Source organism: Terriglobales bacterium, from assembly GCA_035624455.1.
Lineage (GTDB): Bacteria > Acidobacteriota > Terriglobia > Terriglobales > Acidobacteriaceae > DASPRM01.
In genome coordinates, this window is the sequence record DASPRM010000031.1 from 34,639 (window position 1) to 48,037 (window position 13,399).

Annotated in this window: 6 protein-coding genes and 1 tRNA gene; 6 read left to right on the forward strand and 1 reads right to left on the reverse strand. The window is 57.6% G+C overall.

Features of this window, described 5'->3' with window-relative positions; genetic code table 11:
• Positions 1-69 precede the first annotated feature (69 nt).
• The 4 genes from VEG30_04085 to VEG30_04100 all read left to right on the forward strand — a co-directional run bounded on the left by VEG30_04085 (position 70) and on the right by VEG30_04100 (position 7,910).
• A complete protein-coding gene (locus tag VEG30_04085; GenBank protein HXZ79085.1) occupies positions 70-1,509 on the forward strand; it encodes an amidase in 1,440 nt (479 codons plus the stop codon).
• Positions 1,510-1,758: 249 nt separating this feature from the next.
• Positions 1,759-2,862, forward strand: coding sequence for a YXWGXW repeat-containing protein (locus tag VEG30_04090; protein HXZ79086.1), 1,104 nt, complete (start codon positions 1,759-1,761; stop codon positions 2,860-2,862).
• A 250-nt stretch (positions 2,863-3,112) separates the two neighbouring features.
• Complete coding sequence (locus VEG30_04095) at positions 3,113-6,040, forward strand: tetratricopeptide repeat protein (GenBank protein ID HXZ79087.1); 2,928 nt, start codon at positions 3,113-3,115, stop codon at positions 6,038-6,040.
• 136 nt (positions 6,041-6,176) lie between these two features.
• On the forward strand, positions 6,177-7,910 hold the full coding sequence (locus tag VEG30_04100) for a CRTAC1 family protein (GenBank protein ID HXZ79088.1): 1,734 nt from the start codon (positions 6,177-6,179) through the stop codon (positions 7,908-7,910).
• A 175-nt stretch (positions 7,911-8,085) separates the two neighbouring features.
• Here VEG30_04100 and VEG30_04105 read toward each other — a convergent pair whose 3' ends face one another.
• Positions 8,086-11,346, reverse strand: coding sequence for a TonB-dependent receptor (locus VEG30_04105; protein ID HXZ79089.1), 3,261 nt, complete (start codon positions 11,344-11,346; stop codon positions 8,086-8,088).
• A 289-nt stretch (positions 11,347-11,635) separates the two neighbouring features.
• Between VEG30_04105 and VEG30_04110 the strand changes: the two genes are divergently transcribed.
• Both VEG30_04110 and VEG30_04115 read left to right on the forward strand, forming a co-directional pair.
• Positions 11,636-11,712: transfer RNA gene (locus VEG30_04110), tRNA-Val, on the forward strand.
• Between the two features lie 928 nt (positions 11,713-12,640).
• Positions 12,641-13,399: efflux RND transporter periplasmic adaptor subunit (locus tag VEG30_04115; GenBank protein ID HXZ79090.1), on the forward strand; the 759-nt coding region annotated here is incomplete at its 3' end.

Here is a 13,399-nt window from a genome sequence, read left to right on the forward strand (position 1 = left end):
GATGTGTCAATGAGAAGCCGTTTGACAGTTTCAAAGCTGGTCCCGTAGGCTCGGCGACCGGGTGTTTCCATGATCATAGAAAACGATGACATCAGCCGCGGTTCGGCGTCGCAGATGGCAGAAGCTGTGCGGCGCAATCAAGTTTCACCGGTCGAACTGGTAGAGGCGCACCTGGCACGGATCGAAGAACTGAATCCGAAACTAAACGCTTATGTAGATCTGCGGGCCAGGGAAGCGCGCGCCGAAGCGGCTGCAGCTGAGGCCGCAGTACGAGAACGCGCGGAACTGGGCGCGATGCACGGCGTCCCCATCAGCATCAAGAGCTGCATCGATGTGGCCGGCGTGAAGTGCGAAACGGGCAGCCGAACGCGGCTGGGAAATATACCTGCCAAAGATGCGGTACTGGTTGCGCGGCTGCGGGCGGCGGGAGCGATCGTGTTAGGCGTTACCAATACGCCGGAATTCCTGATGGCGTACGAGACGGACAACGAGATCTACGGGCGGACCAGCAACCCATGGGACCTGACCCGGACTGCGGGTGGTTCCAGCGGAGGAGAGTCGGCAGCGATCGCCGCGTGCATGTCGGCGGCGGGCGTAGGCAGCGATGGCGGAGGATCGGTCCGAGTGCCGGCGCATTTCTGCGGAATCTGCGGATTGAAGCCAACCCCGGGGCGGATCCCCGGGGCGGGACATTTTCCGCAAGGGCTGGGGCCGTTCGCCTGGCTAGGATCGGTGGGACCGATGGCGCGCACGGTCGAGGATCTTCATTTGATGCTGGGAGTAATTGCGGGAGAGGACGTGGGTGATCCAGTGTCCGTGCCGGTGCCGCTGGTCGAGATCGGTGAGAGCGAGCTTCGTCGTGCCGCGATCGGTTACTTTGAAGACGACGGATTGCATCCGGTGACGCCGGAGACGCGCGCAGCGGTGCGAATGGCAGCGGAGACTCTGCGGTCGCGGGGAATCCAGGTCGAGGCGTTTCGGCCGGACGGCCTGGAGCGCGCGCGCGAGCTCTGGCATGACGTCTTCTGCAGGATCGGACAGCTGGCGTTCGGTCCGATGCTGGAGGGAAAGGAAGAGCAACTGAGCCCGATCCTCAGGGATTTGCGTGCGCACGTATCGACCCAGCCGCCACTGACGGCCACCTCTTTGCTGAACATTCTGTGTGAACGTGACCTGCTGAGGGAAAAGGTTCTGCGGCAGATGGAAGAGTTTCCGGTGCTGGTTGGCCCGGTTTCCACCGGTCCTGCATTTCGGCACAATGAAGTTTGTTGGACCACAAGTCCCGACTCATTTCTGAACACCATGGTTTATTCGCAGTGGTTTAACCTGCTGGGTTTTCCGGCGGCGGTGGTTCCGGTGTCACGATCCCATGAAGGACTGCCGATTGGGGTGCAGATTATTGGCCGGCCATTCGAAGATGAAATGGTGCTGGCAGTGGCAGCCGCGATCGAAGAGAAATTCCGATATCGCGAGCCGCCGCTGTTGAAGCGCGAGCAGGTAACTGCTTAATGCAGGCTGTGGAGGCTGCGCCTCGACCGGCTACGTTAGCCAAAAGACTGCTAACATGGGGCCCCCGGCTGTCGGCTCGAATTATTGCCTAAATGAAGAAACAAATTCTCAGCATTCGAGTTTCTATAATCAGGGAAATAAGCTCGGTGGAGGCCAGTAATTCTCCGCTGAAATCTGCTCAATCCGCGCAGCCGCAGCACTTTAGCCATAGCGGGTAAGCCACGGATCATTGAGCCTAGGGAAGAACGTATGCGAGTTTTGTGGCCTATTCGCTCACTCTTGCTGCTGCTGGTGATTCTGATATTGTCGGCAGCGTCTTTTGGGCAAATTGCGATTTCGGTCAGGTTTGCCCCTCCCGCGCTTCCAGTGTACGAGCAACCGGTGTGTCCTGGAGAGGATTACATTTGGACGCCAGGCTACTGGGCCTTTGACTCCGTCATCGGCGACTACTATTGGGTGCCAGGGACGTGGGTATTAGCGCCGCAGGTTGGCTATCTCTGGACTCCGCCGTGGTGGGAATGGAATGGTGCGGCTTACATTTTTCATGACGGATATTGGGGGCCGCGGGTCGGGTTCTATGGTGGAATTCCTTATGGCTTCGGCTATTTTGGGCATGGGTATGAAGGCGGGCGCTGGGAGGGCGAACACTTCTTCTACAACCGCTCAGTGACGAATATCAACGTCACCAACATTCGTTACGTTTACAACACAACCGTCGTCCGCAACGTTAGCGTGAATCGCGTGAGCTATAACGGAGGGAACGGCGGAATCGAAGCGCGTCCGACGCCGGAGGAAGAGGCTGCCAGGCGAGAGCGGCATTTGCCACCGACGGCACTGCAGACACAGCATTTTGCTGCAGCACACTCCAATCCGCAGTTGCGCGCATCCGAAAATCGCGGGCGGCCACCAGTGGCTGCGACGATGCGGCCTGCAACGTTCGGCGAACATGAAACCGTTCCGGCTCGAGAGGCGGGAGCGCCGTATCGTAGGGATGTCGAACACGGCAACGTGCCAGTTCCGGGTGGTGACATTCCCCGGACATCGACCCCGATTCACGCCAAGGAACTTCCACCGCATCCACGTCCTCCTGCACCGAACACCGGTAATCCGGGAATGGATCGGAAATATCAACAGCAGCAGGACAAGCTGTACGCGAAACAAGACCAGGAGCGTCAAAAGCTAGAGCAGAAGCAGGAACGAGATCACGAGCGCCTCACCCAGCAGAACGCCAATGAGGCGAGGAGGCAGCAAGTGGAACAACAGCATCAGCATCAAACACAGCAAATGGAGCAAAAACATACCCAGCAGTGGGGACACTTGCAGGCGCAACAGCAACAGCCGGGGAAGAAATGAGTCGCAACCTCCCGTCCCTTCGTGACTTCATTTCTTTCTGTCTCGGAACACGCGGCTGCTCCAAAAACCAGCTCTCACGCACACACTAAAGCCAGCAGCTTTTGTAGCCTCGGCCGGCAGAGCCGAAGCCGTGCCCTTTCAAAACTGAATGATCAGACCTAGTATTTTCCTATTATCGACCAGCGAACAAAGCTGGGAATAGACTTCCGAGTTTGTCCAGCCGGTTGACACGTGGGGTGAGTGTCTGTTGATGGGGTCAGGTCCAGCTATACGTGCCAGAACCAGCCGGTTCTCCAAATTCGTTGCCGGCCTGCTGATCACTCTGTTTGTTTCTGCGGTTTATCTTTACGGGTTTCCCACAGCCAATGTTTTCTACGCGGCGGTTGTACTGCTGCATGCGGGGCTGGGAGTGCTGGCCTCGTTCTTCCTGGTACCGCGAATTCCAAGCAGCCTCCGTCAGGGTAGCTGGGTGGCGAGGCTGGGTTGGCTGATGCTAACCGTGGGCGCCGTGCTCGGCCTCATGCTTGTATATACCGGAACTTCCCGACCGCAATGGAAGCTGCTCTACGCGCACATCGGCTTGATGGTAGTCGGCTGCGCGCTGCTGGTTGCGGACTGGTTGGTAAGGCGTACGAGCGAACCTGCGAATCCTGGTATTCAACTAGGGCGGGTGGTCGGTGTGCTGGTTTGCGCGGGGTTGCTGAGCATAGGAGCCTGGTACATGCGAACGGTCCGGTGGCAGCGCATGGCCAGCAATCGCATACAAAATCCTCAGCTACCGCCCGATTCGATGGATGGCGAAGGCGATGGTCCCAATGGTCGATTTTTCCCCAGCTCGGCGCAGACCAGGCACAGAGGCTTGATACCGTCGAAATACTTCATGGAATCGGACGCCTGCCAGCGTTGCCATCAAGACATCTTCAATCAGTGGAACAGCTCGGCACATCATTTCTCCTCATTCAACAATCAGTGGTACCGCAAGAGCGTCGAGTACATGCAGGACGTGGTCGGGGTACGGCCTTCGAAATGGTGCGCGGGATGCCATGATCCCGCGCTGCTCTACAGCGGCATGTTCGACACGCCGATCAAGCAGATCGTCAATCGCCCGGAAGCGCAGGCTGGACTTGGGTGCATGATGTGCCACTCGATTGTTGAGGTGAAGAGCTCGATGGGGCAGGGGGACTTCTACCTGGCCTATCCCAAACTGCACGAGCTAGCGGCGAGCAGGAATCCGATTGTGCGAGCGCTGCACGATTTCACCATCAAGCTGAATCCGGAACCACATCGGCGGGTGTTTCTCAAGCCGTTCATGCGGGAGCAGACCGCAGAGTTCTGCTCGAGCTGCCACAAAGTTCACCTCGATGTACCCGTCAACAGCTACCGCTGGATTCGCGGCTTCAACGAATATGACAACTGGCAGGCCAGTGGCGTTTCCGGGCAGGGTGCGCGTTCGTTCTACTATCCGCCGAAGCCGCAGCAATGCGCCGACTGCCACATGCCGTTCGAGAGATCGCACGACTTCGCGAATATCGATGGGTACGTGCACTCGCATCGTTTCCCGGCCGCCAATATGGCGGTCCCGACAGCCAATCAGGATCAGGCACAGTTGCAGCTGACCGAAAAATTTCTGAAAGACAAGGCCGTCACGGTTGATATTTTCGCGATCTCGCCGGCGGCGCCGCGGGCTGCAGGCGAAGGAGGTTCACAGAACGAGGTGGCCAGCACCTTTGCGGTCGGCGAAGAAGGGGAGTTGGGAGCGAAGGCCGCGGGAATCGAAGCCTCGCCTGTAACGGCGCCGTTGAACCGCGTGAACGCTAGCGTGCGGCGCGGAGATGATGTGCGCGTGGACGTGGTAGTGCGCACGCGTAAAGTGGGCCATTTCTTTCCCGGCGGCACTGTCGATGCTTATGACACATGGGTGGAGCTGAAGGCGGTCGATGATCGCGGCCAGGTGCTTTTCTGGAGCGGTGCGGTCGAGGATGACGGGCGAGGTCCGGTGGAAAAGGGCGCCCACTTTTATCGTTCGTTGCAGATCGATGCGCACGGCAATCCCATCAACAAACGAAATGCATGGTCCACGCGTTCGGTGGTGTATGTACGGCTGGTGCCGCCGGGTGCGGCCGACACAGTCCACTATCGTCTCCATGTGCCGGACAATGCGGGAAGCAAAATCCAGTTGCGAGCGCGGCTCTGCTACCGGAAGTTCGCCTGGTGGAACACCCACTTTGCCTTTGCAGGTGTGTACGATGAGCAGCAAAAAGAAGCGAAATACAGCTCCGACTTCGACGATCGCATGCAGGTTTTCAGGGGAGACACTTCCATTGTTTCGGGCAAGCTAAAGGAAGTTCCGAATCTGCCCATCGTGGAGATGTCAAGCAGCGAAGCGATTCTCCAGGTGCTGGCTAAGGGAGCGAAGGCGCCGGAGCCGACGACGGTGTTAAGTGCGGATGACTGGACGCGCTGGAATGACTACGGCATCGGCCTGCTGCTGCAGGGAGACCTGAAGGGGGCACAAGCAGCTTTCCGGAAGATCACTGAGATTGATCCGAAAAATCCCGATGGGTGGGTGAACCTGGGGCGAGTGGCGGTGCAGGAGGGTGATAACGACCGTGCCCGCGAGGTGCTGGAGAAAGCGCTGGCGCTGAAGCCGGATCTTGCGCGCACGAACTTTTTCTATGCGCGCGTCCTCAAGAACGAAGGCCAGTATGATCAAGCGGTAGCGCATCTGGAGACGGTGCTGGCGCAATATCCGCGCGACCGCGTGGCACGCAATGATCTCGGGCGTCTGTATTTCCTGAAGCGCCAATACAACGACGCGATCCGCGAACTGCAGAACGTACTGTCTGTCGATCCGGAAGACCTGCAGGCGCACTACAACTTGATGCTGTGCTATCAAGGACTGGGCAATGACGAAATGGCGCGGCGTCACCGCAGGTTATATGAGCGCTTCAAGGCGGATGAATCGGCACAGGCAATTACGGGCGCCTACCGACAGAAACATCCAGAGGACAACCTCGAGCGGCAGTCGGTGCATGAGCATGTGTCGATTCCGCTGTCACAACTGGCGCGTTATGACAGTACAGTCGCCAGGCAGCCGAGTAAGCCGAGTATTGGAAGCAAGACGGTGACGCACAAACAGGCGAAGCCCGTGATGGCTGCGGGGAGACAAGGACTGTAGCTTGGCTTTTCTATTGTCGAGGTCCATTCAAATCGCAAAACCTAAGATGTTATTCGGAACAGGGAGGCGCTCTCCAACAAAGATCAACTACCCCACCCAAGGCAAAAACGGGCCAGGATGGGGCACCCTCAAGAGCGTGGCCCTGACGTGTGGCGGATTCCTGCTGTGCGCGAGTTTAGCCTGGGCGCAAAAGCCGGGCGCGAATTCGGCACCACCGATCCGTTTCACCGACATCACGCAATCTGCCGGCATTCGGTTCGTTCACAACAATGGAGCCTTCGGGAAGAAGTATCTGCCAGAGACGCTGGGGCCGGGCTGCGCGTTCATCGATTACGACAACGACGGCAATCCCGACATCCTGCTGATCAATGGCGAGGACTGGCCGGGGCATCCGCATGTCCCAGGCAGCACGATGAAGCTGTACCACAACAACGGCAACGGCACGTTTACCGACGTTACGGCGAAGGCTGGATTGGCAGTTCCCATCTATGGTATGGGGGTAGCCGTGGGTGACTATGACAACGATGGTTACGATGACATCTTTGTCACCGCTCTTGGCCAGAGCCATCTGTTTCACAACAATCGCAACGGGACATTCACCGACGTGACGAAGCAGGCTGGTCTGTGGGGGCCGAACGAATTCAGCACCAGCGCCGCCTGGGTGGACTATGACAAGGACGGCAAGCTGGACCTGGTGGTCGCGAATTACGTGCAGTGGTCGCCGGAGACGGATCTCACCTGCACGCTCGATGGCACGCACAAGTCGTATTGCACGCCGGAGTCGTACAAAGGCGCATCGGCGCGGTTGTGGCACAACCTGGGGAACGGCAAGTTTGAAGATGTGACCCGGAAGGCGGGACTCTACGATCCCACCGGCAAGAACCTGGGGATTGCGATTCTCGATTACAACGGGGACGGCTGGCCAGACATCATGCTGGCTAACGACACGCAGCCGAACAAACTCTATTTGAATAACCGGAATGGTACGTTCAGCGAGCGTGGCGTGCAGGCGGGAGTAGCCTTCAACGAAGATGGCGTGGCGCGCGCCGGTATGGGTACCGATGCTGCGGATTACGATCGCAGCGGCCGGGCGAGCCTGGTTATCAGCAATTTTTCGAATCAGATGATGTCGCTGTATCACAACGAAGGCAACGGGCTGTTCGTGGATGAAGCGGCGCATTCGGAAGTCGGCAAAGCCAGCCTGCTGACCCTTGGCTTCAGTTGTTTCTTTCTTGATTACGATCTCGATGGCTGGCCCGACATGTTCGTCGCCAATGGGCATATCGAGAGCGACATTGAGAAAATCCAGAAGCGAATCAAATACAAGCAGCCGCCGCATCTGTTTCGGAACCTGGGAAATGGCAAGTTCACCGATGTTTCCGAGTCGCTGGGCGCTGCTTTCGCGTTACCGCGGGTAGCGCGCGGGGCAGCCTATGCGGACATAAATAATGATGGCGCGCTCGACCTGCTGATCATGACCAACGCCGGACCGGCTCTGCTGTTTCGCAACGAAGGGGCGACCAACCACAGCCTGCGGGTGAAACTGGTGGGAACAAAGTCTAATCGCGATGGCATCGGGGCAGTGGTGCGCGTCACCAGCGGCCAGGACAAACAGTGGCAGGTGCTGCACAGCGGCGGATATCTATCTCAAAGCGAACTGGTGTTGACGTTCGGTCTGGGAACAAGCGCGAAGGTGAACACGGTTGAGGTGGATTGGCCGAGCGGGCAGGCTGATCGACTGTCCGATGTGTCAGCCGGCCAGACGATTACGATTCAGGAAGGCAAGGGAATCGTTGCTAACCGGCCGTACGGGACTCGAACCGGAACGGCGGTGGCGAGGGCAGGCCATAACGGTCGCAGGAGCTTCTAAGGCGGCCTAACGATGATGTGATCCGAGAATTTTTCCCAGCGTTGCAACCCTCATAGGAAAGACTTGGCCGCGGTCACCAACCACAAGGTCCTTCGACTCGGACGCGGCGGACAGGCGAGATCGCCTGTCCTGCACAAACCAACCGCCGTCCTCGCTCAGGATGACACTCACTGAATCAGAAGGTGATCTTGCCGGCAAACTGAATTCCCCGTGGGCCTCCACTGCCCAGGAAGGGATTGCCGATGCCTACATCGCCGGTGGCCGTCAATGGATAGAAGCCGGTATGGCGGCCGGTAGCCGGATCAGGGGCGCCGGGATCAGCGATGAAGTTGGGCATGATGGGGTTAGCGAAGTTCGGGTGATTGAACAGGTTGAAGAACTCAGCCCGAATCTGCAGATTTACCTTCTCCGTAATGGGCGTGTTCTTGAAGATGGAGAAGTTGACTTCCTTGAACGACGGCCCCCTCAACGAGTTCCGCCTCAAATCGCCGAAATGGCGCGTGCCGGCGACACAGTTGGACTCATCCGTAGCGCCCGGATTCAGATTGGGATTCCAGGTGCACGGCACGGCAAATGAACTCAGGTCGAGGAAGTTAAACGGAGCGCTGCCGAAGCGAATTGGTCCGACCACGTCCGGGCGATCGAAGCCCTCGCCAGCTCCGGAGTAATCTCCTTCGAAGAAGTAATTGAGATGAAACGGCTGCCCATCCTGCAGGCTGATTACGCCATCGAGACCCCAACCGTTCTTCAAGCGGCTCATGCTGCCGCTTAACCTGGGAAATTCATAAGTGAAATTCCAAGTGAAACGGCGGCGGATATCGAAACTGGAGTTACCGCGTTCGCCGAGCGGGTTCAAGCTGTTGGTGGGTTGCGCCTGATTTGGACTAAAGTCTTCGCTGTCGCTGGCATCGTCAATCGAGTGCGACCAGGTGAAGTTGACCTGACTGGAGAAACCATGCCAACTGCTCAGGCGCAAGCTGGTCTGGAGGGCGTGGTAGATGGAGGTCGCCTTCGATTCCTCCATATTGATGTAGAAGAGGTTGGAAAAGGGCCGCGCCACGCCATAAGCGCTGACTCCATTTGCCAGGTCAAAGGCCGTGATCTGTGCCTGACTCGGCTGGTTGATGTCACGGAAGCGGAATAGCTTTGTGCCCTTCGTCCCTACGTATCCGACCTGCAGGACCGCTTTGTTGCCGAATGCCCGCTGCAGGTTGAGGTTGAAATTTTGTATGTAGGGCGTGCGCATGTTGGGATCAGTGGCAAAGAAATCTCCCAGCGGCCCGGCGCTAGCGACGTCGTACACAGGAATATTAGGATCCAGTGCCCCGCCGCTAAGGGCCAGTTTCTGGATAGCTGCGGGACCGATTCCAGGGTAAGCGGGTCCGGGACAGAAAGCGCAGTTCCAGGGCAGGTGGCCGAGGAAGATGTCCTGGGCGAAGGCGTCGTAGAAGATTCCCCAGCCGCCGCGAATGACCGTCTTGCCTTTTCCGGTGAGGTCGTAAGCGAAGGCGATGCGCGGCGCGAAATTGTTGTAGTCCTTATCGTACAGTTGCCCGACGGGAACGTTGTCTCCGCCGCCGGTGGGAACAAATTGATAGAGGAGGTTGTCCTTCTCGCCCACAACGCCGAAGTAGTCCCAGCGCAAACCAAGGTTCAGCGTAAGGCGCGGACTCCAGCGCAAGCTGTCCTGAACGTAGAAGCCGTGATTGTTTTGGAAAGTATGTCGTAGGGTGTTGCCGCGACGCTGCGACCCGTCGTCGGGTGTGCCTTGGAGGAAATCGGCCAATGTGTCAAAGCTCAGCGAGCCCCGGAAAGAATTCTCGAATCGTTGCGTGATGGTAGTGCGGCGAAATTCGTAACCCAATTTCAGGTCATGACGCCCGAATTTCCAGGAGTAGTTGTCCAGGAAATGCCAATTGGAGTCCACCCGGTTGCGTGGAATTCCCTCAGTGGCGCCGATTTGAGAAAAATTCTCCACATTGATGACGGGCAAGCCGCCCTCATAAGCGCCTACGCCAGTGTTGAGACCGATCGATGATGGATCAAAGCTCTGATCCTCAGGGAAGAATCCTTCGACGAAACGGTTCCAACCCAAGCGGGCTTCATTGACTTGGGTGGATCCGATGACTCTCACCCAGGAAAGCGAGACCAGTTGCACACGCGTGGGAGTTGTGGTGTTGAAGCCGGGCAGGAGGCCTCCGGCAAGCTGGGCGAAGGGAAAGCTCTGGTCACTGTCGCCGAAGTAATAGCGGCCACTGACGAGGTTATGTATGTTGAAGTTGTGATCGACCTTGGCAATCATGCTGTCCACGCGATTCTTGAATGGCGTGGCGGTGGACAAGTTGGGACATCCACCACTGCCGAAATTAGGCGCCGGCCAGGGATGGCGGGCTAACAGCTTCTGAATAACCGGATTGGGGGAGTCGTTGGGACTCAGGGAGCCATCGGCGGAGCTTCCAGTGGGCACGCAGCTAAGGCCAGCCTGCTTTCCCGATTCGCGCTGCCCTTCGTAGTCCACGTAGAAGAAAGTCTTATCTTTGATAATGGGTCCGCCGAAAGATCCGCCGAATTGGTTATTGAGAAATGAATTCTTGGAGAGATCCGAAGTGTTGAAAAAATTCCGGGCACCCAGTTGTCCGCTGCGCCAGTATTCCAGCGCAGAGCCATGCCACTGATTGGTGCCACTCTTGGTGACGATGTTCACGATGGCACCGGAATTGCGGCCGTACTCCGCTTCATAGTTGGATAAGACCCGCAGCTCCGCGACGGCATCCAGGGGCAAGATCGTGGCCGGATCGCCAAATACGCCGGCCTCATTGATGGCAGGAAGGTTTCGATAACCATCGTTCATATCGGTGCCGTCGAGCAGGAAATTATTGGAGCGTCCGCGCGAGCCATTCATGGAGAACAGTCCGTACGAACCGGGGGAATCAGAAATCTGATCGGGAGAGCCGGCAATCCCAGGATTCAAGTAGATGAGCTTGGTGAAGTCACGCCCGTTGATCGGTATATCCTGAATCTGCCCGGTGGTGAGCGTGCCGCCCAATTCTGAGGAGGTGGTTTCCACCTGCGGGAGGTCTTCGCCGGTGACTTCGACTACCTGGGATATTTGTCCCGGCTTGAGTTGGGCATCCACCCGCCGTTCGGTGGCGACGTTCGCTTCAACTCCGCGGGTAGCCCAGGTTTGAAATCCGGTCTGGGTTATAGTGACCATATAGGTGCCGATGGGAAGCTCGGGGACCGCGTAGCTGCCGTCAGCGCTGGTCTGCGTGGTGCGTTCCAGGCCCGTACTCATATTGCGGACAGTTACGGTCGCGTCTGCGACCGTTGCTCCGGAGGAGTCAGTCACCGTTCCCAGAATCGTCCCTCGAAAAGTCTGGCCGACCAACGTTGCCGAACCAAGCGCGATCAATGCGAGTATGCGGAGGAGTCTCATTGGGGGTCCCCTTCGTGATTGGAAAATGCCGAACATTCTACGCCTGATCCGAGGTCGCTGAGGGATGGCAGAGTGAATTCCACTCGGATGGCCCCCAGGGTGTGAGGTCGCCAGAGTCGTGCTGCAAGCCACGCATTGAGGTAGTGGTTGGAAGATTGTGGGACGCCAGCAGATTGTCGGACCTATGCCTCGAACACGAGAGCGACATTGGTTGGCCAGGCAAGATCGCGCGAGTGACGTGATAAAATTGCTTTTTTGTCCGATTGGTTGATGTGATTCCAAAAGCTACAGGCCCGTAGCTCAGTTGGTTAGAGCGCTTCCTTGACACGGAAGAGGTCAGAGGTTCGAGTCCTCCCGGGCCTACCAGTTATCTTATTGAATCTGCTGGGTAGGTTCCGGCAGTCCTGCCGCACATGCTTCGAACTCGTCACCATTGGTCACCAATTGCGCCAACTTTTCGACCGCCGCCCGCTGATGCGCGGGAATCGGAACCGTGTAGATTTGGAAAGGCAATCTTTCCAGCCCGCTTTTTACCTGTGTAAATGGGGATTTTCAGTTGAACCCCGGGAGCCGGCAGGGTGAGACGCCCTTCGCTGCGCATTTCTGATATCCTCCCGTGGCCCTGGGCTAGCTCTGTCGTTGTAATATAGGGAAGGTGGAACTCCTCCTCAATCTCCTATGGCTGATCGTCGCTACATTCCTGTTCGCAGGAATGTGTTGCCATCGCCGGAGTTTGAAAAAACCACCTAGTGACTGGAAGACAGTCTTAGCCAGCCTCGTGTGTATAGCGGCGCTTCTTTTTCCCGCCATTTCCCTAACCGACGATTTGCACGTTGAGTACCTGGCAACGGATGCTCCAGCCAAACGAATTTCGCAGCTCATATCCACCGATCATCAGAACGGCACGGCAGTTATCTTCGCTGCCTTTCTGCTACTGATCACTACCCTGGCGTCTCTATCTGCCCTACCTTGGGGCATCGCGTCCTCTGAAGGATCTTCTCTACCACTCGACGGCTTCCTGGCTTCCTTGATCGCACGGGCCCCGCCCCTGTTCGCTCTATAAGTCTGCGCGATCCGTTCTAACGACATTTTCTAGCTCAGACAAAAGCCCAGCCGGGCCAGATGAAAGAAGATGAACTACTTACACCTGCCGTTCAGTCGTATAGCGTCGGGTTCGCCTGCGATGCGCCGAGATCCCGCCCAACACTTTCTCATAGAGACGTCCCAGCATTCCCCCGCTCATATCAGCGCCGCCCCGCGCCCTTTCATCACATCTCTGCGGCTCAAAATTCTGATGGCACTCCTGGTCATCATAGCAGCGCTATTGCTCAGCGCCTGCTCGGGACAAGGTGCGAAGGCCACCACCGCCACCACCACTGTCGAAACTAACAGCGATCCCAATCTGCTCTCCATCGAGCATCCAGAGCAGTTTCCACTGGTATCCGTGGAAACGCGAAAAATCGCCGACATCCTGCGCGTCAACGGAGTGGTCTCACCGGACATCAGCCGGGCAGTCCCGGTGCTTTCGCTCTCCGGTGGACGCGTCGTCGAAACTCGTGTGCGCCTGGGCGATGACGTCAAAAAGGGACAGGTGCTGCTACTGATCAGCAGTCCCGACATCGCCGCCGCTTTTTCCGACTACCAGAAGTACTCTGCTGATGAACTGCTGGCGCGAAAGCAATTGGAGCGCTCGCAATTGCTTTTCTCCAGGGGCGCAATCGCACAACGCGATTTGGAAGCCGCGCAGAATGCGGAAAACAAAGCCGTAGTTGACCAGACCACCGCTGCCAATCGCCTTCGCATCCTGGGCGCCGATCCCGACCACCCTTCGCCAATCCTCGCCGTCAAAGCGCCAATTTCCGGAACCATCATCGAGCAGAACACCACAAACGGTGGCGTGGTGCGCTCCATCGATAACTCCCCCAATCTTTTCACGATTGCCGACATGTCTCGTGTGTGGGTGCTCTGCGATGTGTACGAAAACATGCTGGACCGCGTCCACCTCGGCGACACCGCAGAGATCCGTCTGAATGCATATCCCGATCGCGCATTC

Coding starts and splice junctions, on each gene's coding strand:
- VEG30_04095 (HXZ79087.1), top strand. CDS start 3,113: ATGGGGTCAGGTCCAGCTATACGTGCCAGAACCAGCCGGTTCTCCAAA.
- VEG30_04090 (HXZ79086.1), top strand. CDS start 1,759: ATGCGAGTTTTGTGGCCTATTCGCTCACTCTTGCTGCTGCTGGTGATT.
- VEG30_04105 (HXZ79089.1), bottom strand. CDS start 11,346: ATGAGACTCCTCCGCATACTCGCATTGATCGCGCTTGGTTCGGCAACG.
- VEG30_04085 (HXZ79085.1), top strand. CDS start 70: ATGATCATAGAAAACGATGACATCAGCCGCGGTTCGGCGTCGCAGATG.